Annotated in this window: 21 protein-coding genes, 1 tRNA gene, 2 pseudogenes and 1 riboswitch; of the genes and pseudogenes, 10 read left to right on the top strand and 14 right to left on the bottom strand. The window is 56.1% G+C overall.

The genetic code is table 11. The features are described 5' to 3' along the window. Window positions 1–48: 48 nt before the first annotated feature. The 5 genes and pseudogenes from dnaE to ACEQU8_RS00220 form a co-directional block, all read right to left on the bottom strand. Window positions 49–3,648 (bottom strand): annotated as a pseudogene (gene dnaE / locus ACEQU8_RS00200) (DNA polymerase III subunit alpha); the annotation flags it as partial. Between the two features lie 76 nt (window positions 3,649–3,724). Further along, the gene (locus tag ACEQU8_RS00205; protein ID WP_370260639.1) at window positions 3,725–4,093 is read right to left on the bottom strand and encodes a hypothetical protein; all 369 of its coding nucleotides are present in this window, start codon (window positions 4,091–4,093) and stop codon (window positions 3,725–3,727) included. An 8-nt stretch (window positions 4,094–4,101) separates the two neighbouring features. Then, window positions 4,102–4,551 carry a hypothetical protein gene (locus ACEQU8_RS00210; RefSeq protein WP_370260640.1) on the bottom strand — a complete coding sequence of 150 codons (450 nt, stop codon included), beginning with the start codon at window positions 4,549–4,551 and terminating at the stop codon, window positions 4,102–4,104. A 61-nt stretch (window positions 4,552–4,612) separates the two neighbouring features. Further along, window positions 4,613–5,173 (bottom strand): flavodoxin family protein, encoded by a 561-nt coding sequence (locus ACEQU8_RS00215; RefSeq protein WP_370260642.1) that lies wholly within the window; start codon window positions 5,171–5,173, stop codon window positions 4,613–4,615. A gap of 11 nt (window positions 5,174–5,184) precedes the next feature. After that, window positions 5,185–5,892: a pirin family protein gene (locus ACEQU8_RS00220; RefSeq protein ID WP_370260643.1), complete on the bottom strand. Its 708-nt coding sequence runs from the start codon at window positions 5,890–5,892 to the stop codon at window positions 5,185–5,187. Window positions 5,893–5,994: 102 nt separating this feature from the next. Between ACEQU8_RS00220 and ACEQU8_RS00225 the strand changes: the two genes are divergently transcribed. Next, window positions 5,995–6,903: a LysR substrate-binding domain-containing protein gene (locus ACEQU8_RS00225; protein WP_370260644.1), complete on the top strand. Its 909-nt coding sequence runs from the start codon at window positions 5,995–5,997 to the stop codon at window positions 6,901–6,903. After that, window positions 6,900–7,808, top strand: a complete 909-nt coding sequence (gluQRS, locus tag ACEQU8_RS00230) for a tRNA glutamyl-Q(34) synthetase GluQRS (protein ID WP_370260646.1) — start codon at window positions 6,900–6,902, stop codon at window positions 7,806–7,808. The genes ACEQU8_RS00225 and gluQRS overlap by 4 nt, the downstream gene beginning before the upstream one ends. Here gluQRS and ACEQU8_RS00235 read toward each other — a convergent pair. Beyond that, window positions 7,805–9,397: a DEAD/DEAH box helicase gene (locus tag ACEQU8_RS00235; protein WP_370260647.1), complete on the bottom strand. Its 1,593-nt coding sequence runs from the start codon at window positions 9,395–9,397 to the stop codon at window positions 7,805–7,807. The two genes, gluQRS and ACEQU8_RS00235, sit on opposite strands and share 4 nt — an antisense overlap. Before the next feature lie 116 nt (window positions 9,398–9,513). After that, the gene (locus tag ACEQU8_RS00240) at window positions 9,514–10,443 is read right to left on the bottom strand and encodes an NAD(P)-dependent oxidoreductase (RefSeq protein WP_370260648.1); all 930 of its coding nucleotides are present in this window, start codon (window positions 10,441–10,443) and stop codon (window positions 9,514–9,516) included. Window positions 10,444–10,600: 157 nt separating this feature from the next. Here ACEQU8_RS00240 and ACEQU8_RS00245 point away from each other — a divergent pair, with 157 nt between their 5' ends. Beyond that, window positions 10,601–10,834, top strand: a complete 234-nt coding sequence (locus tag ACEQU8_RS00245) for a CsbD family protein (protein ID WP_370260650.1) — start codon at window positions 10,601–10,603, stop codon at window positions 10,832–10,834. Here ACEQU8_RS00245 and ACEQU8_RS00250 read toward each other — a convergent pair. Continuing rightward, on the bottom strand, window positions 10,824–12,395 hold the full coding sequence (locus ACEQU8_RS00250; protein ID WP_370260651.1) for a diguanylate cyclase domain-containing protein: 1,572 nt from the start codon (window positions 12,393–12,395) through the stop codon (window positions 10,824–10,826). The two genes, ACEQU8_RS00245 and ACEQU8_RS00250, sit on opposite strands and share 11 nt — an antisense overlap. A gap of 166 nt (window positions 12,396–12,561) precedes the next feature. Between ACEQU8_RS00250 and ACEQU8_RS00255 the strand changes: the two genes are divergently transcribed. From ACEQU8_RS00255 to ACEQU8_RS00265, 3 genes are all read left to right on the top strand, one after another. Beyond that, a tRNA-Leu gene (locus tag ACEQU8_RS00255) sits at window positions 12,562–12,648 on the top strand. A 27-nt stretch (window positions 12,649–12,675) separates the two neighbouring features. Next, window positions 12,676–13,758 carry a tRNA preQ1(34) S-adenosylmethionine ribosyltransferase-isomerase QueA gene (gene queA / locus ACEQU8_RS00260; RefSeq protein ID WP_370260652.1) on the top strand — a complete coding sequence of 361 codons (1,083 nt, stop codon included), beginning with the start codon at window positions 12,676–12,678 and terminating at the stop codon, window positions 13,756–13,758. Next, window positions 13,755–14,633, top strand: a complete 879-nt coding sequence (locus ACEQU8_RS00265) for an alpha/beta fold hydrolase (RefSeq protein ID WP_370260654.1) — start codon at window positions 13,755–13,757, stop codon at window positions 14,631–14,633. Before queA ends, ACEQU8_RS00265 begins: the two co-directional genes overlap by 4 nt. Window positions 14,634–14,694: 61 nt before the next feature. Here the strand turns inward: ACEQU8_RS00265 and ACEQU8_RS00270 are convergent, their stop codons facing one another. The 5 genes from ACEQU8_RS00270 to ACEQU8_RS00290 form a co-directional block, all read right to left on the bottom strand. Further along, entirely contained in the window at window positions 14,695–16,134 is a 1,440-nt protein-coding gene (locus tag ACEQU8_RS00270) for an NAD(P)(+) transhydrogenase (Re/Si-specific) subunit beta (RefSeq protein WP_370260655.1), read from the bottom strand. 24 nt (window positions 16,135–16,158) lie between these two features. Beyond that, a complete protein-coding gene (locus tag ACEQU8_RS00275) occupies window positions 16,159–16,452 on the bottom strand; it encodes an NAD(P) transhydrogenase subunit alpha (protein WP_370260656.1) in 294 nt (97 codons plus the stop codon). A 12-nt stretch (window positions 16,453–16,464) separates the two neighbouring features. Continuing rightward, window positions 16,465–17,592 (bottom strand): Re/Si-specific NAD(P)(+) transhydrogenase subunit alpha, encoded by a 1,128-nt coding sequence (locus tag ACEQU8_RS00280; RefSeq protein WP_370260658.1) that lies wholly within the window; start codon window positions 17,590–17,592, stop codon window positions 16,465–16,467. A 150-nt stretch (window positions 17,593–17,742) separates the two neighbouring features. Further along, window positions 17,743–18,627 (bottom strand): cobalamin-binding protein, encoded by an 885-nt coding sequence (locus ACEQU8_RS00285; RefSeq protein ID WP_370260659.1) that lies wholly within the window; start codon window positions 18,625–18,627, stop codon window positions 17,743–17,745. A gap of 9 nt (window positions 18,628–18,636) precedes the next feature. Then, window positions 18,637–20,505, bottom strand: a complete 1,869-nt coding sequence (locus tag ACEQU8_RS00290) for a TonB-dependent receptor domain-containing protein (RefSeq protein WP_370260660.1) — start codon at window positions 20,503–20,505, stop codon at window positions 18,637–18,639. A 203-nt stretch (window positions 20,506–20,708) separates the two neighbouring features. Continuing rightward, window positions 20,709–20,911, bottom strand: a riboswitch (cobalamin riboswitch). A gap of 65 nt (window positions 20,912–20,976) precedes the next feature. Between ACEQU8_RS00290 and ACEQU8_RS00295 the strand changes: the two genes are divergently transcribed. The 3 genes from ACEQU8_RS00295 to ACEQU8_RS00305 all read left to right on the top strand — a co-directional run bounded on the left by ACEQU8_RS00295 (window position 20,977) and on the right by ACEQU8_RS00305 (window position 24,407). Further along, the gene (locus ACEQU8_RS00295) at window positions 20,977–21,492 is read left to right on the top strand and encodes an NUDIX hydrolase (RefSeq protein WP_370260661.1); all 516 of its coding nucleotides are present in this window, start codon (window positions 20,977–20,979) and stop codon (window positions 21,490–21,492) included. 22 nt (window positions 21,493–21,514) lie between these two features. Next, the gene (gene mnmA, locus ACEQU8_RS00300) at window positions 21,515–22,582 is read left to right on the top strand and encodes a tRNA 2-thiouridine(34) synthase MnmA (protein ID WP_370260663.1); all 1,068 of its coding nucleotides are present in this window, start codon (window positions 21,515–21,517) and stop codon (window positions 22,580–22,582) included. A 190-nt stretch (window positions 22,583–22,772) separates the two neighbouring features. Further along, window positions 22,773–24,407, top strand: a complete 1,635-nt coding sequence (locus tag ACEQU8_RS00305) for an FMN-binding glutamate synthase family protein (RefSeq protein ID WP_370260666.1) — start codon at window positions 22,773–22,775, stop codon at window positions 24,405–24,407. Here the strand turns inward: ACEQU8_RS00305 and ACEQU8_RS00310 are convergent. Further along, a complete protein-coding gene (locus ACEQU8_RS00310; RefSeq protein ID WP_370260664.1) occupies window positions 24,357–24,968 on the bottom strand; it encodes a glutathione S-transferase C-terminal domain-containing protein in 612 nt (203 codons plus the stop codon). The two genes, ACEQU8_RS00305 and ACEQU8_RS00310, sit on opposite strands and share 51 nt — an antisense overlap. Window positions 24,969–25,161: 193 nt before the next feature. Here ACEQU8_RS00310 and ACEQU8_RS00315 point away from each other — a divergent pair. Beyond that, window positions 25,162–25,494: pseudogene (locus ACEQU8_RS00315) on the top strand (adenylosuccinate lyase); the annotation flags it as partial.

Raw genomic sequence — 25,494 nt, forward strand, 5'->3', positions numbered from 1 at the left:
CCATGCGGTGTGGTAAGCCACCAAGGCATAAGCGGCTGAGTGTGAGTTGTGGACCACAAAGCCATCGGCCACAAAATTGTGATGCTCCTCAATTTCGAGGTCGTAGGTGTCTGCATGCCCTGCAGGTTCTATGGAAACAATTTCATCCCAGAACAGATCAGATGTGGCCCAATCCAGCAATTCAGGGTCTTGAAAATCGTGCGCAAGCTTTGCAATTGTTGATCGGCGAAACCCTTTTTTGTTGGCGCTTCCACTGCCGGTCATTTCCTTCATACACAGGCCGGTCTGCGTCTCAATGTCATGCCAGGCGAGTTGATGCTGATTTTTTAAAATCTGCACTCGTTGCCGCACGCTGGCCGGCACCACATCTTTGCTGCTTACTTCGCACTGTGTCGCAACATGCTCGCGAAGGGCTTGGGCCTGTGGATCACGCCCCACCACATTCGGCAAGATGCGGGAGACAAACGCACGCAAACTTTCAGATCCCACCAGGTTGACGGTAAACCCGGGCTTGATTTGATCGCGATAGCGGAAAGATTTTTTGTGCAGCGTTGAGCAAATGCCCAGACGCATGAGCAAGCGCTGCACGTCCTGAGCAAGTTGGGCAGACGACGTGGCATAAAACACGGTGGTGTGCTGCAAGGACAAACTGCCATCGCCACTCCACAGGCGGCCCAACAACAATTCGATGTTGGCATCGACCAGCTCAAACACTTGTTCTGGTACGCGTTTGAACGTTGCTGTGACCCCTACCAGATTAAGGGATTCTGCCCACAAACGCGCTCCACTTCTGGAATTGTGTTTGAAATCGGGATGATTCCAGGGCACGGGCTTGGCACGTTTTAAACACACCTCGTGTCGCTTTCCGTCATAGCTCGACACGCGCGCAGCGGTGTTGTCAAACCCAACCGCTGCTTTAGAAAAATCGTCGATCAGAGCGAGGTCGTTGTTGTAGAAGAACAGATTAGACGGGTGGCAGGTATTGCCCTCGGACAACAAACCCGCCAAGGTGATCACCTCGTGGGAGGGCCAGCTTTTGCCGGCATTGACCCGGGTGTGGCGAGCAGTGGCAAGCAACTCGCCAGCGCTCAGATTCTCAAGATTGACCCATCCCCGCGCAGTCATGAAAGGGTGATTACCCGTTGCAACGATGCTACGCCCCGACTTGGTGGTGACGCGGAATACGGGCTTGTACCCGTTCCAAACCACGTCTTTAACCCGCCTCGGCACCAACTTCTGGTGATCGTCACAAGCATGCAAACGCGGCCTTGCTTTTGATTTAAACAATTCCTCAACCGTCATCCAACGGCCGGTGTCTGCATCCATGATGCGTGTGTCACCGTGAACACACTTGTTAAAACCATACTCAGCAAACTTTTCCATCAAATCGAAAAGCTGCTTGGCCAGCGCGGGGTCCACGCCGCGCTCGGTGGCGCCCGTGGTAAAAATTTCCCGCTGCTTGGCCATTTCTTCGGGTTTTTTCTTGCCCATGGCACGGCGCAGCAGGTCAGCGCCGCCCAGGCTGTAGCCTGCCAGCAACTGCGCGACCAGCATCACCTGTTCCTGGTACACAATCACGCCATAGGTGGACTTGAGGGTGTTTTCCAGGTTGGGGTGAAAGTACCACTCCGTGCGACCTTTGCCGGTTTTACTCTGCTCTTTTTTACGGGCAATGAAATCGTCCACCATGCCAGAGCCCAATGGCCCAGGGCGGTTTAGGGCCATCAAGGCGATGATGTCTTCAAAGTTGTCTGGCTTGAGCTTTTTTTCGAGATCTTTGGCTGACCGGGATTCAGACTGGAACACAGCGGTGGTGTTGCCGTCGGAAAACAGGTGGTACACCGCCGGGTCATCCAGCGGCAGGTCTTCCAGGCGAAACTCGCGTTGGTCTTCGTAGTTCTCGCGCACCCAGCGCACGGCCCAGTCCAGAATGGTGAGGTTGCGCAGGCCCAGGAAGTCGAACTTCACCAGGCCCACGGCCTCAACATCGTCTTTGTCGTACTGGGAGACCACCGAGTCGGTGCCTTCTGCGCAGTACAAAGGGCAAAAGTCGGTGAGCTTGCCCGGGGCAATCAACACACCGCCGGCGTGCATGCCCACGTTGCGGGTGAGACCTTCCAAGGGCCGGGCCACGGCGATGATTTCCTTGGCCTCGTCCTCCTCTTCCACACGCTGTTTGAAAGTGGGTTCTTCATTAAGCGCCCGCTCCAGGTCCCAAGGGTCGGTGGGGGTTTGGGGAATCAACTTGGACAAACCATCGCAGTACATGTAGGGCATGTCCAGCACGCGGCCAGCGTCCCGAATGACGGCCTTGGCGCCCAAGGTACCAAAGGTGGCGATTTGGCTGACAGCTTCGCGCCCATAAGTGCGCTTGACGTAATCAATCACTCGGTCGCGATTGTCTTGGCAAAAGTCAATGTCGAAGTCGGGCATGGACACCCGCTCCGGGTTGAGGAATCGCTCAAACAGCAGGTCGTAGCGCAACGGGTCGAGGTCGGTAATGCCCAAAGCATAGGCCACCAAGGAGCCAGCACCCGAGCCGCGGCCCGGCCCCACGGGTACGCCGTTGTTTTTGCCCCAGTTGATAAAATCCTGAACAATCAGAAAGTAGCCCGGAAAACCCATGCTGATGATGGTGTCGCACTCAATCTTCAGGCGAGCCTCATACTCAGGGCGCTTTTGCTCACGCTCTGCCGGGTTGGGGTATAGGTGCACCAAACGTTTTTCAAGGCCCTCTTTGGACAGATGCACCAGGTAGTCATCCAGGCTCATGCCGTCTGGCGTGGGGAAATCGGGCAGCTTGGGTTTGCCCAATTCAAGCGTGAGATTGCAGCGCTGCGCTATGCGAAGGGTGTTGCGCACTGCGCTGGGAATGTCCGCAAACAACTCGGTCATTTCCTGCGCGGTTTTGAAATACTGCTGCTCGGTGAAGCGGCGCGGCCTGCGGGGGTTCGACAAGATTTCGCCCTGCGCAATACAAACGCGGGCTTCATGGGCCCGAAAATCTTCGGGCTTTAAAAACTGAATGGGGTGGGTGGCCACCACGGGCAATTGCAGATCGCTGGCCAACTGGCAGGTGAGCTGGGTGAGCTGCTCGGCTTGGCTGCTCCCATCGCGCTGCAGTTCCAGGTAATAGCGGCCTGCAAACAAATGCGCAAACTGCCGGGCACAACTGACGGCCTTGGGCATGTTGCCAGCCAGCAGGTACTGGCCCACATCCGAATGCTGAAACCCCGAGATACAGATCAAGCCATCGCAGCCCACCTCAGTGAACCATTCCATTCGAATGATGGCTTTGCCCCGGCGCTGGTTTTGCAAAAATGCTCGACTTAGAATTTCACAAAGCTGCAAGTAGCCCCGGTGGTTTTGCACCAGCAACAGGCAACGGGCGGGGTTTTCTTCATCACGCTCGCTTTCGAGCCACACATCGCACGCAGCAATGGGCTTAACACCACTTCCACGGGCCTTTTTATAAAACTTGACCAAGCCAAACAGATTGGAGAGGTCCGAGATGGCCAGGGCAGGCATGCCCCCGCTTGCCGCCGCTTTGACGGCTTCGCCCACCCGCACCATGCCATCGGTCACCGAAAATTCGGTGTGCATGCGCAGGTGGACGAAAGTGGAGGGTAGCGGGGCTGGAGAGTTCATCTCCGCATTTTACCCTGAGGCTGCTAGCCAATCGTAAAATGACTATGGAACTGGCTTGTTCTAAATTGTTGTATGCCTACGGCTGGGGATGGATAACAAATTTTTTTACAAGTCCGGTGTGACTGTCCACAGGAAAAGCCAACAAATAGCCCTTGCCGTATTCGGATTCCACGTGATTCGGCCCCACCAAGTAAGCTGGAACTTCATCATACTCGTAATAGGCGGTAGACTCGCCCAACAATTGATAGACGTCTGCCGCACTGAGCACCGTGATGTCACGATGATTTAAAAAAGAGTAAACCATCTCCCCACGCTCTAGCTGGCTTGCTCGGATCCAAGCCTCGTGGGTGAATGGCGCAGTTCCTAATTTCTTTAGGTTCTCAACCGGGTTCGAACACGCCACCAACCCGAGCGCCATTAAAATCCACAAAAAAATTTCCTTCATGAGCCCACTCACTTGGCAATCACACTCAGCCGCTTATTAAGTAATGCGGAGACGCACAGGCTGCTCAAATGCCGATTGTCACCGCCCAGTTTGCCTAACTCCAATCCAACCGCATTGTTGCTCAGGTCCATTTCTTTTTCTGCGGGGGGATTGAGTGGCCCTTCTTCGTGAGCGTTGGTGAATTCCAGAGCATTGTCATAACCCAGATCTCGGGAAAGGATTGAGGACCAAAAGCAATGTCTGAAAGCATCGCTCGCGTCGTTTCTACCGTTTCGACCAAAAATCCGAGAGGTTTCCGCATAGGCAATGTTCCGGGACTCTCGGATGGTTAATGCGTGATGCGGATGGTTTCTAAGATATCGACGCTCGCCATCCGTGAGGCTGTTGTATTGCTCATAAACTTGCTTCATTTGACTGTTGATCTGCGTTTTCAAGTTGATCAAACGGTCATTATTCACAGGACGTACGAACCACCCAAAATGTAATCACAGTGGGTGATCCGCCCCTTCAGATATTGGATCACCCGCTCAACTTCTTCGCAAACTCCGCCACCCGCACACCGTAAAGCTGCGCTGTTTCAAGGTCTTTGGCTGGAGGCGTTACATCAGCAGGTGCATTGTCCGACTGGGTCATCACGCCCACCCAAGAGCCCACCCGGTTAAGCTCGTTCACATCGCCAGGCTTTTGGGCGCCGGGGGTGGCGCTGCCCACCCACACCATGCCATGCTGCATGGCGAAGGTCACGAAGTATTGCAGGGTGCTCAGTTTGTCACCGCTCATGGACAAAGAATTTGTAAAGCCACCAGCAATCTTGTTTTTCCAACCCTGGTTGAACCACACCTTGCTGGAGGCGTCTGCAAACTTTTTAAAGTCGGCAGAGGCTCCGCCCATGTAGGTGGGTGAACCAAAAATAATGGCATCGGCTTTGGCCAGGGTGTCCCAAGTGGCGTCGTTCACATCGTTCACCGAAATCAAGTAGCTGCTTACACCCTCCACAGAATCGACTCCGGACTGAACAGCCTGAGCCACTTTGGCGGTGTGGCCATACCCGCTGTGGTAAACAATTGCTACGTTTGTCATGTCATTTCTCCTTAGTTCAAATCAAACAAAATCACTTCGGCGCGGTTGGGCACCTCAAGCGCAAGCTCCGCTTCTTTTTCAATCATGAGTGCATCGCCAGTGCCCAACAGGTGTTGGCCCACGCGAACCTCCCCCCGGGCCACATGCAGGTAGGCCTTTCGCTGTGTACTCAAGGGGTGCTTGATGGTTTGCTCACGCAGGCGGCCTGCGTACATTTTTGCGTCTTGGTGAATAAAAGCGATTTGCCTGGCCTCTGCCTCAGCCCGATCGCCCGTTACGATCAGCCCCAACTGCCCGGTGATGCTGGCCACATCCAGATCATGATCTTTGTAGCCAGGCTCCACGTTGTATTGGGCGGGCTCAATCCAGATCTGTAAAAAATGGGCCACCTCTTTGGGGTGCTGGTTCATCTCGGAGTGCCGAATGCCCGTGCCTGCGCTCATGCGCTGAATTTGATTGGGGCGAATGGCCGATCCACCACCCAGGCTGTCGCGGTGGCTAAGCTCGCCGTCGAGCATGTAGGTGATGATTTCCATGTCACGGTGACCATGGGTTCCAAATCCGGTTTGGGGCTGCACCCAGTCCTCATTGATCACCCGCAGCGGACCAAATCCCATAAAACGGGGATCGTAATAACTGGCAAAAGAAAAGCTGTGGTAGCTGGTCAACCAACCGTGTTGGGCGTGCCCACGCTCACTGGATCGCCTTGGTTGCATCATGATGCGTCCTCCTTCAATACGTTGCATTGAGTCTAGAAGGTGCGCATTGGCACAACAAGGACTAGAATTTGATGAACTTATTCAAAATTTTTGAAATAGCCGATGACCATCCACTTGGAAACCCTGGCGCTGCTTGAGCTGATTGAGGCACGCGGGAGCTTTGCTGCAGCGGCCAATGCCTTGAACAAGGCCCCCTCAGCTGTTACTTACCAGCTTCGCCAACTGGAGGAGGCCCTGGATGTGTTGATTTACGACCGCTCGGGCCACAAAGCCAAGCTCACCCCGGCGGGCAAAGCCTTGCTCGACGAGGGTCGCAAGCTTTTGGAAAACGCCGAGGGCTTGAAAAAACGGGTGAAAGCCGTGGCCAGCGGCTGGGAGGCAGAGCTGCGCATTGTGATGGACTCGGTGGTGCCGTTTGAGGTGGCCATGCCCTGGGTTCAAGCCTTTGATGAATTGAACAGCCCGACCCGGCTACGGTTTTCCAGCGAGGTGTTGTCTGGTTCCTGGGAGGCCTTGTTCTCGGGCAGGGCCGACCTGCTGATTGGCAGCAAACTTGACCAAAGCCAGTTTGCCAGCGGTACAGGCTTACTGATACAAAACTTGGGGGAATCGGTGTTTGTGTTTGCCGTGGCACCCACCCATCCACTGGCCAGTCTACCGGAGCCTTTGCCTGTTGAAACCATACGTCAACACCGCGCTGTGGCGGTGGGCGACACCTCCCGCAACTTCAAGCCCCTCACCTTGGGTTTACAAAGCGGCCAGGCAGTGCTCACCGTGCCCAACCTGCGGGCCAAAGTGGCGGCCCAAGTGGCAGGTCTTGGCTGCGGATGGCTGCCTTGGCACATGGTGCAACATGAGCTGGCGCGCGGCGAATTGCTCATCAAAAAAACCGAGGAGCCCCTGCGTCGCACGCCATTGTGCTTTGCCAGGCCCAGAGCCAGCACGGGCAAAGCGATGGATTGGTGGACGCAACTCCTGAGCAAACAAACCTTGAACTGGGCGCCACAATGAGCCAGCCGGAGTACATCGGCCGTTTTGCACCCTCACCCACGGGCCCCTTGCACTTGGGCTCTTTGGCCACAGCGCTGGGCAGTTGGCTGGATGCACGCATGCACCAAGGGCGCTGGCTGGTGCGCATTGAGGACATCGACACCGAACGTTGCAAGCCCGAGTGGAGCGAAGAAATTTTGGCATGCCTGAAAGCCCACGGACTGGTGTGGCACGACGAGCCTTGGGTGCAAAGCCGCAGGCATGCCGCTTACCAAGCGGCCCTTTCAAAATTGGCTGAACAAGGGGCCACCTACCCTTGCGCCTGCACGCGCAAGGATCTGGAACAGGCCAACCAACACCGCGCCCCGGGGCAACACCGCATCTACCCTGGCACCTGTCGACACGGCATGCCACACGGCAAACACGCTCGGACTGTGCGGTTTATTTGCCCAAACCAAGCCGTGCATTGGCATGACCACCGCCGGGGATTGAACACCGACCATTTGCCCAGCACCAGCGGTGATTTTGTGCTGGTGCGCGGGGATGGCCATTGGGCCTACCATTTGGCTGTGGTGGTAGACGACCTGCAAAGCGGCGTCAACCACATTGTGCGCGGGGAAGACCTGGCAGACACCACAGCCAGGCAGGTGGCCGTGTGGCAGGCGTTGGGCGGGAAATTCTTGCCACGTTATTGGCATTTGCCAGTGATCTTGGCAGAAGACGGACAAAAGCTATCCAAACAGACCGGGGCCGCTGCCTTGGAGCACAAACAAGCGCTTGGCAACCTTAACAAGGTGTGGACCCATTTTGGGCTGCCGCCTATGCAGGCCCGCTCGGTCGAGGAATGGCTGGCATTGGCAATTCAACGCTGGCCCCAGTACAGGGCGGCAGAGGCCTCAAAGACCCGGGGGCCGGGTTTGGTTTAATTGCGTGGCGATCCGCCCAGCAAAAATGCCACAGGTGCGGTATTTTTGCTCTTGGGTTTGCTCACGCCAGGCGCCGCATTGCTCCCACCATGCTTTTGCTCGGGCGTGTCTTCACCGGGCTTTTCTTGGTAGGGCTGGTTAAAGAGGGAATCTTTGACCCGGGTTTGCGCCAATTTTGCACGCAGGCGTTCGTACTCGGCATCGCGGTGAATGGGCGCATTGTCATTGAAACGCGCCCCCTGATATCCGCCATCTCGCGATGGGCGACGCTCCCTGGCGGGTGCGTCATCGGCATCACGCTCGCGGGGGCTGCGGCTGCGGCGCTCGCCACGGTCACTGCGCTCGGCGGACACCGCCTCTGCACGTTCCCGGCGCAAATGGCCGCCAGGCACAAAGCCCTCCAGCTCTTCACGCTCAAAGTTTTTGTTGGTCAGCTTCTCAATGTCTTTTAAGGCACGCTCGTTGCCCTTCACCACAAATGAATAAGCCGTGCCTTTGGCGCCAGCGCGCCCGGTTCGGCCAATGCGGTGCACGTAATCTTCAGGCGTGGTGGGCAGGTCATAGTTGATGACACAGGGCAGATCGGCAATGTCCAAGCCGCGAGCAGCCACGTCGGTGGCCACCAGCACGGTGACCTCACCGGCCTTGAAGGCGTCCAGCGATTTCATGCGCTCAAGCTGGGATTTATCGCCATGAATGGCAGTGGCCGACACACCCTCTTTTTCAAGGTGGCGGGCCAAGCGGGCGGTGCCCAGCTTGGTGTTTGAAAATACAATCACCTGGCTTAAAGCTTGGCTGCGAATCAAATGGCACACCGCAGCGCGCTTGTCCTCTTCGCTGTCCAGGGCAAAGATCACCTGCTTGATGTTCTCAGACGTCGCATTGCGCCGAGCCACCTCAATCAGGGTGGGATTGTTCATAAAACTCTTGGCGAGCTTTTGAATTTCAGGTGAAAACGTGGCCGAAAACAGCAGGTTTTGACGCTGTTTGGGAAGCAGATTGATGATGCGCTGCAAATCTGGCAAAAAACCCATGTCCAACATGCGGTCTGCTTCGTCGAGCACCAACACCTGCACTTGGCTCAGGTTGATGCTTTTTTGCTGAACATGGTCGAGCAAGCGGCCTGGCGTGGCGATCACCAACTCAACCCCACGGCGCAACTCTTGAATTTGGGGGTTGATATCCACCCCACCATAAATCATGGTGGAACGCAGCGGCGTGTGCTTGGCGTAGGTTTGCACATTGCTGGCCACTTGGTCGGCCAGCTCACGGGTGGGCGCAAGCATCAAGGCGCGCACAGGGTGGCGCGCTGGCGAGGTGCTGTCGGTGGCCAGCGGCATCAAACGGTTAAGAATGGGCAAAGAAAAACCAGCGGTTTTTCCTGTGCCGGTTTGGGCTGCGCCCATCACATCGACCCCCGTCAGCACCACAGGGATGGCTTTGGCCTGAATCGGCGTGGGCTTGGTGTAGCCCTGCTCGTCAATGGCTTTTTGAATGCTGGGGTGCAGGCCAAAGTCTGCAAAAGTTACATTGGCCAGGGCTTCGTCATCGGCCAGGGCGGCCGGGGTATTGGGGGAGGTTTGATTCATGCACGCATTCTAAGCCCTTTTGATGCCTAATAATTAGGCAAAGGCCACAAAAAGATTGAAGGCACAAGCGACGCCCCGCAATTGTGCCTTCCATACAACAAGCCGGCTTGTCTGGCTTATTGGTTCTCAGCCAAAAACTCATCCACGTGCTTGATGGCCAAGCGCCCCACATTGCTTTGTGCGCTTTCGGTGCCCCAAGCAATGTGGGGGGTGATGATGCAACGCGGGTGCTGCCAGCTCACCATCAGGTGATCTTTGGGGGGTGGCTCAACATCCAGCACATCCAAGGCCACGCCACCCAGATGATCACGCTCCAGCGCCGCTTTAACCGCCGCAAATTGCACCAGCGCACCGCGTGCTGTGTTCACCAAAATTGCCCCTGGCTTCATTTTGGCAATCACCTCATCGCCAAAGAGGCCGCGGGTTTGGTCGTTGAGTGGGCAATGCAGGCTGATCACATCACAGTGGGCCAAACCGTGCTCAAAGCTGACGTAGCCTTCGCGCACACTGGATGCACCTTGGCGCTCAATGTGAACCACCGCCATGCCGAAAGCACGGGCAAAATCGGCCAGTTTGCCGCCGATGGCCCCGCTGCCCAAAATGCCCAGCGTCATTTGATCCAGGCTGTTCATGGGCAGGGTGTGCAGGCAAAAAAACCGCGAGGCGCTCCAACTGCCATCGTGCACCAAGGCCTGCCATTCGGGCACTCGGCGGGTCAGTTGCAGTATGCAAGCCATGGCATGCTCGGCCACCGAGCCAGGGCCATAGTTGACCACATTGGACACCTTCACACCACGCGCCCTGCAGGCGGCCTGGTCCACATTGTCCATACCGGTGGCCACCAATTGAATCATTTTCAGGCGTGGGGCTGCGTCCAGTTCGGCTTGGCCAATTTTTACTTTATTGATAATCAAAATGTCGGCCTCTGCAATCCGGGCGTGCAGTTGCTCTTTGGTGGTGTAGGGGTACTCTGTCCACTGGTGTGGGCAGGCTGGCCGCGGCAGGGGCACGGCCAGGGTCTCGCTCTCTAGCCAAACAATATTCATGACAATCTCCAGGCAAAATTTGCCTAAGGCTAACCGCTGGCCTTGCTTGCCGGTAAGTGGGGCTTTCCATGAGTGGATGCGCCAAAAATATTTGTAGCGCAGGCAGCCCCCGATTACACTGGGCAAAAACAAATCAACAAAGCCCCAGGAGACACGAATGCCCAACAAATACGAAGGCAAATACAACATGGCCATGGGCGTGACCAAACAAAAAATTGGCGAGCTAACAGGCAACAAAGCACTGGCCCGTGAAGGTCAATTTCAAAAAATCAAAGGGGCCACGCAAGACGCCACACAAACAGCAAAAAACAAAGTGGAACAAATGCGCAGGTCAGTCAATGCCAGCACCCAGGCCGGGCTGGATACACTCAAGAAGAAAATCAAATTTTGACGGCCTGGGCAATGGCCCCCGGTGTATTGGCAATGCGGTAACAATTTTTGCCCGCTTTTTTGGCCTCGTACATTTGGGCGTCGCTAAGCTCCAGCAGCTCGGTCACCGAATGCCCATGCAAGGGGTACATGGCCGCACCGATGCTGCAAGACACCCGAAGCCCGTGGTTTTGCCGAATCCGAAGCAACAACTTGTCGCAAGCAAACGCCTCGATGATGCGCTCGGCGATGTTGGTGAGCAATTGCTGATTACAGCGCGACACAATGATGGCAAACTCATCGCCCCCCAAGCGGGCCACTTGGTCCACATTGCGGGTTGCGCCTTTGAGCAAGGTGGCCGAGGTTTTTAAAATTTGGTCGCCCGCTTTGTGGCCCAAAGTGTCATTAACAGCCTTAAAGCCATCCAGGTCCAAGAACACCAAGCCCAAGGCCTCACCCGGCAGCAGCCGCGCTATTTTGGTGTTGAGGGTGAGCTCAAACCCTCGGCGGTTCAACACGCCAGTCAAGGGGTCGCGCTCCACCTCGTTGCGCAAATCTTCCACGTTTTTGCGAATGCTCACATCGTCGGCTATCAACACCGCATGGGCCCCCTGCACTTCGTCGCTATACACAGCAAATCGAAATTGCAACACCTTGCCATCGCGAAAGGCCAACTCCACCGGCACCTCGTGCTTGCTAAAATAATCGGTGACCATGTCGCGCAACAGCAGGCGGTGTTCAGGCACCACCCCCGCCTGTAGCAGCAAGGTTTCCAGCTTCAAGGGCTCTTGCAAAGGCAGGTTAAAGCGCAGCATATTGGCCAAGGCGCGGTTGGCATAGAGCAAATTGAAATGTTGGTCGAGGTAGGCCACACCGCTGGACAGCGCAGAAAGCAACAGGTCCAGTCGATTTTTTTCAGACAAAGATCGGGCGTGGTTCAACTCCATCACTTTCATTTGATTTTCGATGGCCTGCGCCATGTTGTTGAAAGTAGACCCCAGGCAAGAAATTTCATCCCGACCCCGCACCACAATTCGAGAATCCACATGCCCAGCCTGCAAGGCCGCCGCTTTCACGCGCAGGTCTTCCAGCCTGGCCAACAGGGTATTGCTTAAGCCCATCAAAATAAGCGCGCAGGCCACTGCGCTCAACAAAAACACGCCGGCAAGGTAGAACACCATGTCATCGCGAGCGCGGTACACATGGTCGGGATCCAGTTGCAGAGCCAACACCACCGCCGAGCCTGGCAAGGGCATTTCCAGATTTAAAGCGGGGTGAAGCCTTGAAGTTTGCTCCAAAGGCCGCCCCAAACTGGCCACCGTCTCCCCGCCATGGTGAGCCCACACCGCTTGGGCGGCATACCGGGTGTACAGGTCACGGATCAAAGAGTTCAATTGCGCTGGCACCTCGGCGCCCCCTTTGGGAAAGGCCCGAACAAGCTCAGCCTGCAGGGCCTGCTCCATGCGAACAATCTCGGTTTGCGCATACCTGGACATGTGCACATATTGAATGCCCGTGAAAATGCCGCCCAACAGCACTTGGGCCATGAAGGTGGTGAGCAGCCATTTCCATTTGAAAGACATGTTTGGTGTGGGGCAATAGGGGTAGGTCTTGCATTGAGTATCGGCGTTTGTGGCGGGGTGCAAAATCCCACGTCAGGGGCAGGCCGGATAAAAAATCAAAAAATAATGGCCAATTTCGCCACCTTCGTTGTTTTCGATTCTGGTTTTTGTCATAATTGCCAACCTTGCCGAGGTGGCGGAATTGGTAGACGCGCTGGACTCAAAATCCAGTGGTAGAGATATCGTGCGGGTTCGATTCCCGCCCTCGGCACCAGCCCCCCAGGACACCATGTGAGCACCCATGAAACTGTCCGAATTCGATTTTGAACTCCCCGAATCCTTAATTGCCCAACACCCACCCACCCACCGGGGGGAGTCGCGTTTGTTGGTGTGCCCGGCCGCAGGCGAGCTTCAAGACAAGCAGTTTGCAAGCATCAAGCAATTGCTCACGTCCAAAGACGTGCTGGTGATCAACGACACCAAAGTGCTAAAGGCCCGCCTCCAAGGCAGCAAAGCAAGCGGCGGTAAAATTGAGGTGATGCTGGAGCGTATTTTGAGCGACCGGCAGTTTACCGCCATGATCCGCGCCAGCAAGTCGCCCAAACCTGGCGCCGAAATCACACTGGCAGGCGTTGCCCGTGCCCGCGTGCTCAGCAAACACGACATGATGTACACACTGGAATTGCTGGACGGTGGCATCAGCTTGCCCGATTTGCTCGAGCAACACGGAAGCCTGCCCTTGCCGCCCTACATTACCCACGACGCCGACGCACAAGATGATGAACGCTACCAAACCGTTTTTGCCCGCGAGCCCGGCGCTGTAGCGGCGCCCACGGCGGGCCTGCATTTTACCGAGGGCTTGTTAACCGAGCTGCAACAGCAAGGTGTGCAGGTGTTAAACCTCACCTTGCATGTGGGCGCGGGCACCTTTTTGCCGGTTAAAACCGACAATGTAGACGAGCATGTGATGCATGCAGAGCGCTACAACATTTCGGCCCAGGTAATCAGCAAGCTGCTGGCCTGCAAGCAGCAAGGCGGGCGCGTGGTGGCAGTGGGCACCACCAGCCTGAGGGCGCTGGAGGCCTGGGGCACCGAGACCAACTGCAATCTGAACACCCTCGAGGGCTTGGCCCGCGCGCAAACCTACGCCCAAACCGGGCACGGCGGCGACACTCAAATATTCATCAAGCCAGGCTACAGCTTCAAGGTGGTGGATTGCTTGATCACCAACTTCCATCTGCCCAAAAGCACCCTCCTGATGCTGGTGTCTGCCTTTGCCGGCAAAACCCGCATCATGCAGGCCTACAGCCATGCAATTGCGCAACAATACAGGTTCTTCAGTTACGGCGACGCCATGTGGCTTGCGCGCCCCAACCACCCATGACGCACCAAATTCACCTGTTTAAAACCCGCGACCAACACACCCTTCGTTTTTACCATTGGCCCAACACCGCCACAGCCCCCACCCTGCATTGGGCACATGCCAACGGTTTTAATGCCCGCACCTACCTGCCCCTGCTAAACATGCTGTTTCCGCACTTTAATGTGTGGGCTTGGGACATGCGTGGGCAAGGCCACAGCAGGGAGGCAGCACAAGCCAAGGGTTTTCAAGGGTGGGCCACCTATTACCAAGACCTGATTGAATGGTTGGATGCGCAGCCTGAACCGGTGTGGCTGGCCGGGCACTCCATTGGTGCAACCACCAGCCTGGCGGCGGCCAGTGCACGCCCCCACAAGGTCAAGGGGCTGGTGTTGGCCGAGCCTGTGCTGCTGAGCCGCCAGCAAGGTTTATTTGTGCAAATGGCCCATTGGTTTGGCTTTTCGCACAAAATTCCCTTGGCGGCCGCAGCGGCGCGGCGCAAGGACAGGTTTGCAAGCCGAGAGGATGCCTTTGCCAATTATCGGCAAAAAAAAGCCTTCGCCACCTGGAGTGATGAATGGCTGGCCGCATACACCACCCACGGTTTTCTTGACAACCCGGATGGGCATGTGGAACTGGCTTGTCCTCCCCAATGGGAGGCGCTCACCTTTCAACACACCGAGCCCAACGCCTTGCGTTGGCTCAAAAACCCCGGCTGTCCAGTGACCATTTTGGCGGGAGAACACGGCTCAACCTTCCCCACAGCCGCGCAGGCTCGAATCCAAAAGGCCTTGCCCCAAGCGCGCATTGAACGTGTGCCCAACACCACTCATTTTTTGCCGATGGAAAGCACCGAGCTGCTGGGCAAACAAATCACAGAATTGTCGACCAGGCTTTAAAACAAAAAACCCCACCGCTTTCGGCAGTGGGGCCTGTGTTGGCGCTGCGGTTGCGCTGGGCTTATTCCACCGCTTTCACCATGTCTTCAATCACTTTCTTGGCATCACCAAACACCATCATGGTCTTGTCCATGTAGAACAACTCGTTGTCCAAACCAGCGTAACCGGCATTCATGGAGCGCTTGTTCACAATGATGGTTTTGGCCTTGTAGGCTTCCAGAATGGGCATGCCTGCGATTGGGCTCTTGGGGTCGGTTTTGGCAGCAGGGTTCACCACGTCGTTGGCACCCAGCACAAGCACCACATCGGTTTGGCCAAATTCGCCGTTGATGTCTTCCATCTCAAACACCTGATCGTAAGGCACCTCGGCTTCGGCCAGCAACACGTTCATGTGGCCGGGCATGCGGCCTGCCACGGGGTGAATCGCGTACTTCACCGTCACGCCCATGTGGGTCAACTTTTCGCTCAGTTCTTTCAAAGCGTGCTGCGCGCGGGCCACGGCCAAACCGTAACCGGGCACAATGGTCACGGTTTCGGCGTTGGTCAGCAGAAAGGCCACATCGTCGGCAGAGCCGCTCTTGACCGTGCGCTGCTGGCCACCGCCTGCAGCAGCGGCTTCAGAGTCGCCACCAAAGCCACCCAAAATCACGTTGAAGAAGCTGCGGTTCATCGCCTTGCACATGATGTAACTCAGAATGGCACCCGAAGAACCCACCAGCGAACCGGCCACGATCAACATGCTGTTGTTCAGAGAAAAACCAATGCCAGCGGCTGCCCAGCCCGAATAGCTGTTGAGCATGGACACCACCACAGGCATATCTGCACCACCAATCGGGATAATTAAGGTCACGCCCAATACAAAGGCCACCACGGTCATGATGATGAATGGGGTCCAGTCTTGGGTGATGGCAAACCAAATGCCGCAGCCAATCATCACAATGCCCAGCACCGCGTTCAAGGCGTGCTGCCCGGCAAAGCGCACAGGGGCCCCTTGGAACAGGCGGAACTTGTATTTACCGCTCAACTTGCCAAAGGCAATCACAGAGCCCGAGAAGGTGATGGCGCCCACGAAGGTTCCAATGAACAGCTCAATTTTGTTGCCCAAAGGGATTGAGGTTTGACCCGCCGCCACAATACCAAAGGCAGCAGGCTCAGCCACCGCGGCCACGGCAATGGCCACGGCGGCCAAACCTATCATGCTGTGCATGAAAGCGACCAGCTCGGGCATTTTGGTCATTTCTACGCGCTTGGCCATGATGGCACCCGCGCCACCACCAATCACCAGACCCGCCAACACATACCCCATACCGGCGGCAGCAGACTCGCCAGCCAGCTTGAAAATAAGCGCAATGGTGGTCAAGATGGCAATGGCCATGCCCACCATGCCGAAGGTGTTGCCCATGCGGGACGTGGTGGGGTGTGACAGCCCTTTAAGGGCCTGAATAAAACAGACTGACGCCACAAGGTACAACAGCGTCACCATATCGAAACTAAGTTGCATAACGGTTCTCCAGATCGCTGTTGTTTACTTCTGCTTTTTCTTGAACATTTCAAGCATGCGACGGGTCACCAAAAACCCGCCAAACACGTTGACTGCGGCCAAGGCCACAGCCAACGTGCCCATGGCCTTGCCCAAGGGAGTCACGGTGAGTGCTGCCGCCAGCATGGCGCCCACAATCACAATGGCAGAAATCGCGTTGGTCACAGCCATGAGTGGTGTGTGCAGCGCTGGGGTGACGTTCCAAACCACGTGGTAACCCACGTAAATGGCCAGAACAAAAATAATCAGGTTAACAACGGTAGGGCTGATGGCATCCATGACTGTGCCTCCTCAAGCGTTTTTGCGTTTTAGTTCACCGCCAGTGCACATCAGGCAGGCGGCCACAATGTCGTCTTCCAGGTCGATCTTGAAAGCGCCTTCCTTGTCGAAGACCAGCTTTAAGAAATCGATCACGTTGCGTGCATAGAGGGCTGACGCGTCGGCAGCCACCATGGCCGGCAAGTTGGCATAGCCCACGATTTTTACGCCGTTCACGTCCACAATTTCGTTCAACTTGGACAAGGGGCAGTTACCGCCCTGCTCCACCGCGAGGTCGATGACCACGGAGCCCGGCTTCATGGCACGCACGGTGTCTTCGTGCAACAACGTGGGGGCCTTGCGGCCGGGGATCAGCGCCGTGGTGATCACGATGTCGCTCTTGATGGCCTTTTCATGCACAGCGGCGGCTTGGCGTTTCATCCAGGCCTCAGGCATGGGGCGGGCATACCCCCCCACACCCTGCGCGATTTCTCGCTCCTCATCGGTTTCAAAGGGCACATCCACAAACTTGGCACCCAAGGACTCCACTTGCTCTTTGGTGGCTGGGCGTACATCCGACGCTTCAATCACTGCGCCCAAGCGCTTGGCCGTGGCAATGGCCTGCAGGCCTGCAACACCCACGCCAAGAATAAGAACACGCGCAGCCTTCACCGTGCCGGCTGCGGTCATGAGCATGGGCATAAACCGCTGGTACACATTGGCAGCGATCATCACGGCCTTGTAGCCTGCAATGTTGGCTTGCGAGGACAACACGTCCATGCTTTGTGCACGCGTGGTTCGGGGTGCAGCCTCCAGCGCAAACGCAGTAAGACCGGCCTTGTTCATGGCTTCCAGGCCTGCGTTGTCAAAGGGGTTGAGCATACCCACCACCACCTGGCCAGAGCGGTAGGCCGAGAGTTCGTTTTCTGCGGGGGCTCGTACTTTGAGGATCATGTCGCACTGGGCGATCACGTCCATGGCGCGGTCTACAATTTTTGCACCCACGTCGGCAAAGGCCTGGTCGGGAATGGAACTGGCTACGCCAGCGCCTGCCTGAACAAACACTTCGTGCTTTTGGGCAATCAGCTTTTTCACCGTCTCGGGTGTGGCTGCAACACGCGTTTCTCCGGACCTGGTCTCGGCCGGGATTCCGATTTTCATGGAACTTCTCCTTGTGGGAAAGCGCTTATTCTTGATGTCTAAGGGGGTTTGGGCCCATTATCAGCCCATGTCCTGCAAATAGATTGCTGGTGCGGACTATAACACGGGAGTATCGCCAAACTACGGGAAAACCACAACCCAAGCCTTTGCTCATGGCTTGGGTCGGGCCTGGTCCAGCACCTTGCACACCTGTTTTGCCGCAATCAAAATGCGGGGCCCCTGTCGAACCAAAATATCGGGTTCTATGGTGTAGATGTGTTGCTGCCGAACTGCTGGCAATGCGGTCCATTTGGACCACTGGCTGCGCAAGGCTTGCAGGGTGCCGGCAGGGCCACTGGCCAACAACACCTGTGGCTTGCGGTTTAGCACTGCCTCCAGGGTGACCGTGGGGGCCAACCCTGTTTGTTCATCGAACACATTGCGCCCACCGCACAGCGAAATGACCTCGCTCACCAAATGCTGCCCCCCCAGCGTCATCAGCGGCTGGGGCCACACTTGGTAAAACACCGACACAGTGGGTTTTACAGCGTACTCGGCCTTCAAGCTCGCCATGCCTTGCTGCCATTGATGAATGCCATCGACCGCATGTTGCTTTTGCCCCAGCAACTGGGCCACATCCATCATGGCTTTGCCAACACCTTCTACCGATTGGGGTTCACTGACATACACGGGCACCCCCGCTGCGCGCAGTTGCCGCACGGTGCTTTGGGCAATGCCAGACTGCCAAACCAAGACCAAATCGGGCTTGTAGGTCAGCAGGGCCTCGGTGCCCACCAACCAAGGCTGCTTGATCTTGGGCAAGCTTTGCACAGCAGCCGGGTAGTTGCTTGAATCGTCCACCGCCACCAACTGGGCCTGCCCACCCACCTGGGCCACAATTTCTGTGAGGTGGGGGGACAAGCTCAACACTCGACTGGGTGGGGCTGAGCTGGCCATGCAAACCGCTTGGCCGGTGTCGTCCTGGACGCAGGGGGATGCAAAGCTCGCAGGGGCGAGCAGCGCCAAAATTAAACCAAAGGCCAGACGCATCAACATGAACGCTCTTTAAAATTGATGTTTGTACGTCAACAGCACATCTTGCTTGGCCACACCAAACCCACGCGCAATTTCGTAATCTTTGCCGGTGAGGTTGTCCACCCGGAAGGTGAAGGCGTTGCGCGCATCCATTTCAAATCCAATGACCGCGTTGATCAAGCCATAACCCCCCAGTTGCACGCGCCTGCTCGGAAAAACAATGTCGTCCCTCGGCCCGATGGCCAACAGTTCAGCCCCCGCAGTCCAGCCATCGCCAAACTCATAATTGCCGTACAACTTTGCAGAACGCCCAGCACGCCGCGCAAGACGCTCACCACGCGCATTTTTTGGCGACAAAACATCCAAGGCCCCGCCCCAGCTCAATTGTTTGAATTGCCCCTCGTGCGACAAGGTGATGCCTTCGATTTTTGCCTCGCCAGGTTCGTTGCTAAAGCGGGTATTGCCCGCAGAAATGGTGCTGCCCACAATCAAATCCTCAACGAGGTTTTGAAACACAGACAACCGGGAATACCCATAGGCACTGTCCAGGGTTGCAAACAACTCATAATTTTCGCTTTGCTCCGGTTTGAGCCCAGTATTTAGCACAGCTGGATTTACTCCCGAAAAACCTGCCGCAAATGGGTTCACAAAACCAGAAATCTGACTGAAGTTTGGGCGCTTAAAACCAGTGCCCGCCAATGCACCAACTTTCACCGAGTCAGTGATGGCCTTGCTCACAGAGACTTGCCCGGTGGTGACATCCCGATAGTTGGAATTGGCATCAAACCTCAGATTGCCCTGAACACTGTATTCGCCCACCGCCGTGGTGTAGCTTAACAAACCACTGTTGACCTGGGTGTTGTCCACATTGGGGGCACCTGCGGGGGGTGGAAAGTTGGTCGTCTGCTTGAAACGTTGATCCAAGTACTCATACCCGAGCAACATCACACCACCGAGCGCAGCAAAACGGTGCTCTAGCGACAACTGATTTTGAAAAGTGCGGGTACCAAAAGCAAAGGAGGGAAATTCCAGTTCTTCAGTGGAACTACCCAAGCGCAGCGAGGATTCTGCGCCACTGCGCCATTGATGCTTTAGGCCCGCATTTAAAACCGTTTGGTTGTTGCGGTTAAAATTCGGGTTGGGGTCAAACTCATTGTTCACATCGGTGGCCAAGGCACTGGCTGTGAATTCGGTGGCTTGCGTCAAATCGTAATTTGCACTGAACGAACCCGAAGTGACCCTATACGCGTCTTTGCCGCTGCCATCCCTGCTGGCGTTGATGCCATCGCTGTATTCATGGCCCACACCCAAGCGCACCGCGCCGCGCTCACCAGCCAAGGTACCCGACGTACTCAGCTTACGGGTGTGATTATTGCCCACCGAAAGGGCCACATCGCCACCACTCTTACGCGCTGCTTTTTTGGTAATGATCTGAACCACGCCTCCGATTGCATCACTGCCATACAAAGACGAACCAGGACCGCGCAATATTTCGATTCTTTCGATTTGATCCAGCGGAATGTGCTGGAACTGGAATTGCGAAAACCCATCCAAGGGCCCAATGCGCTGCCCATCCACCAAAAACAGGGAGTGCTTGCTTTCTGCACCACGAATGAACAGGGTGGCGGTTTGCTGCCCCCCGCCATTGCTTGAATATTGAATGCCGGGCAAGCGCTTGATGAGATCGGTGATATTGCTTGCACCTGAGCGCTTGATTTCTTGAGCATCGATCACCGTGACGTCAGCGTGCACGTCTTTTAAAGACCGTTCAAATCGGTTTGCCGTGACCACCACCTCTTTGGGACCAAGCACTTCGGCCTGAGTTTGAGTGGACACCAAAACGATTGAGAGCGCTGCTGTGGAGCACAGTGCCGCCTGTTTACTTAATTGCTTCAACATGAATTTTGACCTTGAGGAATAAACTGCACCCACCGTGCAGCAATCAATCCACTGAGGAAGACAAAGAACAGACGAACACAAAGAAGCACCACCCAGGCCAACAGCCCGCGGACGCCAATTCATAGATGTGTATTTAAAACCCCACACAGCCGCCTGCGCACTGCCTCCCCGCAGCACCAGTCGCCCCGCCTGAAATGGGATTGCTCAGGCAAAACGGTCAAGGCCGGTATCCGGGCTTGCAAGTCTTGATGTGTCGCCTTCCCAGCGGCCTTGCGGCCTGACAACCAGTGGCAAAATGACACACCCGCACTCACTTACCGTTGCGGGGGCAGCGCAGGCATTGAACCTGCTTCCCGTTTAACTGCGCTTAAAAACAAGCACAAGCACCTTAACCCTGCTATTCTAACGTGTTTTTTTAATTGCCACGCGCAGACCGGTCGCCGTTTTGGCCGTTAAAGCAAGCCTTTTGCCATGTCAGAAGTCTGGAAACCCAGCGTTACCGTTGCCGCCATTGTGGAGCATCAGGGCAAGTTCCTGATCGTAGAAGAGCACACCACCGACGGCATCAAACTGAACCAGCCCGCAGGCCACCTTGACCCCGGTGAAACGCCTGCCCATGGTGCTGCGCGCGAAGCGCTGGAAGAATCAGCCTGGGAGGTGAAGCCCTTGGGCTTGCTTGGCATCTACCTGAGCCGCTACACAAGCTCGCGCACCGGGGAAGACGTCACCTACCTTCGATTTGCCTTTGCAGCCAGCGCCATCAAGCACCACACAGACCGCGCCCTCGATGAAGGCATCATTCGAACCCTGTGGATGAGCCCCGAAGAACTTAGAGCCAGCCAAAGCCAGCACCGCAGCCCTTTGGTGTTGCGCTGCGTAGAAGATTTCCTCAACTGGAAAGCGGGCAAACAGCCCATCATGCCCCTTGAGCATGTGTATACCCACGAGAGTGTGTTGAAAGGCCCACTGCCTCCCGGCGTGTCCTGAACCCACCCCAAAGAGCATTGCCATGAGTAAAACCGTGGTCATCGGCATGTCCGGTGGCGTTGATTCTTCCGTGTCGGCTTGGCTGCTAAAGCAGCAGGGCTACAAGGTGATTGGTCTTTTCATGAAAAACTGGGAAGACGATGACGACTCTGAGTACTGCTCGAGCCGGCAAGACTGGCTGGACGCCGCCAGTGTGGCCGACGTGGTTGGCGTAGACATTGAAGCGGTCAACTTTGCCGCCGAATACAAAGACCGGGTGTTCTCTGTGTTTTTAAGTGAATATTCGGCAGGCCGCACGCCCAACCCGGACATTCTTTGCAACAGTGAGATCAAGTTCAAAGCCTTCCTGGACCATGCGTACAGCCTTGGGGCAGATTACATCGCAACCGGGCACTACGCCCGCGTGCGCGAAATCAACGGCGAATTTCAGTTGCTCAAAGCCATCGACGCCAGCAAAGACCAATCGTACTTTTTGCACCGCCTCAACCAGGCGCAGCTCAGCAAAACCCTGTTCCCTTTGGGTGAAATACACAAAACAGAGGTCCGAAAAATTGCCCAAAGCCTGGGCTTGGCCAACGCCACCAAAAAAGACTCCACGGGCATTTGTTTTATCGGCGAACGGCCTTTCCGGGAATTTTTGAACCGCTACCTGCCCACCGCCCCAGGCCCCATTCTGAACGACCAAGGGCAGCACGTGGGCGAACACGTGGGTCTGAGCTTTTACACCTTGGGGCAGCGCAAGGGCATTGGCATTGGCGGCCAAAAAGATGGCAACGGCGAACCTTGGTTTGTGGCCCGCAAAGACCTGCAAAACAACACCCTGTATGTGGTGCAGGGCCACGACCACCCCTGGCTGCACCAACACACCCTGCGCGCCGAGCAAGCGCACTACATCGCAGGGCAGGCACCAAGCACTTCCGAGTTGGCCTGCAAGGCCCGCTATCGGCAAGAGGACGCTCCCTGCACCTTTGCAGCACAAGGCGACACCTTTGAATTGAACTTTGCCCACAGCCAGTTTGCTGTTACCCCCGGCCAAAGCGCCGTGCTCTACCAAGGCGAGGTATGCCTGGGTGGCGGTGTAATCGCTTGATCAAGGCTTAAGCTGCTGCAATAAACCCCGCTTGTTTTACCCCACATGGGCTGGCCCATGGTGCTAAGCTGCACCGGTGGCATATCCAAAACAGGGAGACTGCAGCGTGGCCAATTCTTCACTACAGGGGCGGGCGCCCAAACGGCGAAACCACGCCTTCAGGGCCTGGCCTGTTAGCCCCTTGGGGCGCATGTTCGCCTTGTATGCCAGCTGGTTGCTGGGCCTGGGTGCACTGGCGGGTAGCCTGCTGGGGCTGTTTCAGGGCTGGGGCTTTGCACTGGTGTTTTTGGCCTTGGGTGTGCTGGGCCTGGTGGACGTGATGCAAAAGCACCAATCCATACGCCGCAATTACCCCATTCTTGGCAATTTGCGGTTTTTTCTTGAATTTATTCGCCCAGAAATTCGCCAGTATTTTTTCGAATCCAACACAGACGCCGAGCCTTTTTCGCGCAACCAACGTTCATTGGTCTACCAGCGGGCCAAATCCGTCATCGACAAACGTGCTTTTGGCACACAAGCCAACCTGTATGAATCGGGCGCCGAATGGTTAAACCATGCCACGGTGCCCCGCCATGTCACCGACTCGGATTTTCGGGTGCTGGTGGGCGGCGCGGATTGCAAACAGCCCTACCTGGCCTCGATTTTCAATATTTCGGCCATGAGTTTTGGGGCTTTGTCAGCCAACGCCATTTTGGCGCTCAACCAAGGCGCGCGCATGGGGCATTTTGCCCACGACACAGGTGAAGGGTCCGTGTCCAAATACCACAAGGAACACGGCGGCGACCTGATATGGGAAATCGGCAGTGGTTACTTTGGATGTCGCAATGCGCAAGGGGGTTTTGATGCCGAAAAGTTTGAACGGCAGGCCAGCCTGCCGCAAATCAAGATGATCGAAATCAAACTGTCGCAAGGCGCAAAGCCCGGGCATGGCGGTGTATTGCCAGGCTCCAAGGTCAGCGCCGAAATTGCCGAGGCACGCGGCGTACCCCAGGGGCAAGACTGCGTATCACCGGCTGCGCACAGCGCCTTCACCACCCCAATTGAATTGATGCAATTCATCGCGCAACTGCGAAAGCTAAGCCAAGGCAAACCGGTCGGCTTTAAGCTGTGTATCGGCCACGCCTGGGAATGGTTTGCCATGGCCAAAGCCATGATGGACACCGGCATCAAGCCCGACTTTATTGTGATTGATGGCAGCGAAGGGGGCACGGGCGCCGCGCCAGTAGAATTTGCAGACCACATGGGCTACCCCCTGCTGGATGGGCTGCTGCTGGTGCACAACACCTTAAATGGCTTGGGCATACGCGAAGAAATTCGCTTAATCGCCTCGGGCAAAATTATTTCAGCCTTTGACATCGCAAAAATTTGCGCCATGGGCGCCGACATGTGCAACAGTGCACGCGGCTTTATGTTTGCCCTGGGCTGCATCATGGCCCAATCGTGTCACACAGGGGCATGCCCCACTGGGGTGGCCACGCAAGACGCAAAACGTCAAAAGGCGCTGGTGCCCGAAACCAAGGCCGAGCGTGTACACAACTTTCACCGCAACACCTTAAAAGCGCTCGGGGAGCTGTTGGGCGCCGCAGGCTTGCAACACCCAACACAACTCAAACCATGCCATGTCTCACGCCGAATGGGCGACCAAACAGTGGCACTGCTATCAGAAATTTACCACTTTGCAAAACCGGGGGAGCTGCTGGAGGGTCAGCGCCCAGGGCCACTGTTCGAGCGGTACTGGGACGCAGCCAGCAGCGAAGCGTTTGGTTTGGAGCCTTCAGTCAGGCTTGGTGTCTTCGAAGCTGGGGCGGCAGGCCAGGCGCTCTGAGTAGTCGTTCAACTCAGGGTACATCTCGCGCCAATTCAGCTCGGGCATGCGGAAGTCGAGGTAAAACAAAGCACAGCCCACGGTGATGTCAGCCAGGCTGAATTGCTCGGTGAGGTAAAAGCCCGGGGTGGTTTTAATGCGGTGCGTGACCCAAGCCAGACCGTTGTGGATTTTTTGGGTTTGGCGGTCAATCCACGGCTGGCTCACTTTGTCGCCTTCGTGAAATTTCTTTTCCAGAATAATATCCACGGCGGCTTGGCACATGCCCTGCCCAAGCGACTCCATGGTGCGCACCAAAGCGCGCATGTTTGGGTTGGTGGGCAACAGCGGCACGGTGGGCATCATGTATTCCAGCGTGCCAGAAATCACCAGGGAATCAAACACGGTTTGACCACCATCCAGAATAAGGCACGGCACTTTGCCCAGGGGGTTGTACTCGGCGATGCGGGTGTCGGGCTCCCACACCTTTTCGACTACAAATTCGTATGGAATTTCTTTTTCTTGAAGCTGAACGCGGATTTTGCGGACAAACGGGCTGGTAGTAGATCCCACGAGTTTCATCACAGTTCTCCTGAATACAATCCGGCGATGAGATTGCGTCTTGTTTTTTACGACCTGAAAGTGTCTAACAGTTTTGCATTTAGAACAAGCACAAATCCAAATATGCCTGAATACTCGGCTTGCCCACAAGCGCGCCATGTGTGGAACGGCTATAATGCAAGGCTTTGAAAAATATTGGCTTTTGCACCTCACCATGATTCTGAACGACCAGCTCACCGCCTTGAATGCCCTCAGCCCGCTCGATGGGCGCTACCAGTCCAAAGTGGCCAGCCTGCGGCCTTTGCTGTCAGAGGCTGGGTTTATGCACCACCGCGTGATTGTTGAAATTGAGTGGCTAAAGGCCTTGGCCAACGCTGGTTTTGCCGAGCTGCCTGCCTTTTCAACACAGGCCTTGCAAAAGCTCGAGTCGATCAAAGCCGATTTTTCGGAGGCCGATGCCCAGCGCATCAAAGAGTTTGAGGCCACCACCAACCATGACGTGAAAGCGGTCGAATACTTCGTCAAATCCAAAATTGAAGCGATGGAC

The sequence above is a fragment of the Limnobacter sp. genome, assembly GCF_964228395.1.
GTDB lineage: Bacteria > Pseudomonadota > Gammaproteobacteria > Burkholderiales > Burkholderiaceae_B > Limnobacter.

Coding starts and splice junctions, on each gene's coding strand:
- ACEQU8_RS00205 (WP_370260639.1), bottom strand. CDS start 4,093: ATGAAGGAAATTTTTTTGTGGATTTTAATGGCGCTCGGGTTGGTGGCG.
- ACEQU8_RS00215 (WP_370260642.1), bottom strand. CDS start 5,173: ATGACAAACGTAGCAATTGTTTACCACAGCGGGTATGGCCACACCGCC.
- ACEQU8_RS00220 (WP_370260643.1), bottom strand. CDS start 5,892: ATGATGCAACCAAGGCGATCCAGTGAGCGTGGGCACGCCCAACACGGT.
- ACEQU8_RS00225 (WP_370260644.1), top strand. CDS start 5,995: ATGACCATCCACTTGGAAACCCTGGCGCTGCTTGAGCTGATTGAGGCA.
- gluQRS (WP_370260646.1), top strand. CDS start 6,900: ATGAGCCAGCCGGAGTACATCGGCCGTTTTGCACCCTCACCCACGGGC.
- ACEQU8_RS00235 (WP_370260647.1), bottom strand. CDS start 9,397: ATGAATCAAACCTCCCCCAATACCCCGGCCGCCCTGGCCGATGACGAA.
- ACEQU8_RS00240 (WP_370260648.1), bottom strand. CDS start 10,443: ATGAATATTGTTTGGCTAGAGAGCGAGACCCTGGCCGTGCCCCTGCCG.
- ACEQU8_RS00245 (WP_370260650.1), top strand. CDS start 10,601: ATGCCCAACAAATACGAAGGCAAATACAACATGGCCATGGGCGTGACC.
- ACEQU8_RS00250 (WP_370260651.1), bottom strand. CDS start 12,395: ATGTCTTTCAAATGGAAATGGCTGCTCACCACCTTCATGGCCCAAGTG.
- queA (WP_370260652.1), top strand. CDS start 12,676: ATGAAACTGTCCGAATTCGATTTTGAACTCCCCGAATCCTTAATTGCC.
- ACEQU8_RS00265 (WP_370260654.1), top strand. CDS start 13,755: ATGACGCACCAAATTCACCTGTTTAAAACCCGCGACCAACACACCCTT.
- ACEQU8_RS00270 (WP_370260655.1), bottom strand. CDS start 16,134: ATGCAACTTAGTTTCGATATGGTGACGCTGTTGTACCTTGTGGCGTCA.
- ACEQU8_RS00275 (WP_370260656.1), bottom strand. CDS start 16,452: ATGGATGCCATCAGCCCTACCGTTGTTAACCTGATTATTTTTGTTCTG.
- ACEQU8_RS00280 (WP_370260658.1), bottom strand. CDS start 17,592: ATGAAAATCGGAATCCCGGCCGAGACCAGGTCCGGAGAAACGCGTGTT.
- ACEQU8_RS00285 (WP_370260659.1), bottom strand. CDS start 18,627: ATGTTGATGCGTCTGGCCTTTGGTTTAATTTTGGCGCTGCTCGCCCCT.
- ACEQU8_RS00290 (WP_370260660.1), bottom strand. CDS start 20,505: ATGTTGAAGCAATTAAGTAAACAGGCGGCACTGTGCTCCACAGCAGCG.
- ACEQU8_RS00295 (WP_370260661.1), top strand. CDS start 20,977: ATGTCAGAAGTCTGGAAACCCAGCGTTACCGTTGCCGCCATTGTGGAG.
- mnmA (WP_370260663.1), top strand. CDS start 21,515: ATGAGTAAAACCGTGGTCATCGGCATGTCCGGTGGCGTTGATTCTTCC.
- ACEQU8_RS00305 (WP_370260666.1), top strand. CDS start 22,773: ATGTTCGCCTTGTATGCCAGCTGGTTGCTGGGCCTGGGTGCACTGGCG.
- ACEQU8_RS00310 (WP_370260664.1), bottom strand. CDS start 24,968: ATGAAACTCGTGGGATCTACTACCAGCCCGTTTGTCCGCAAAATCCGC.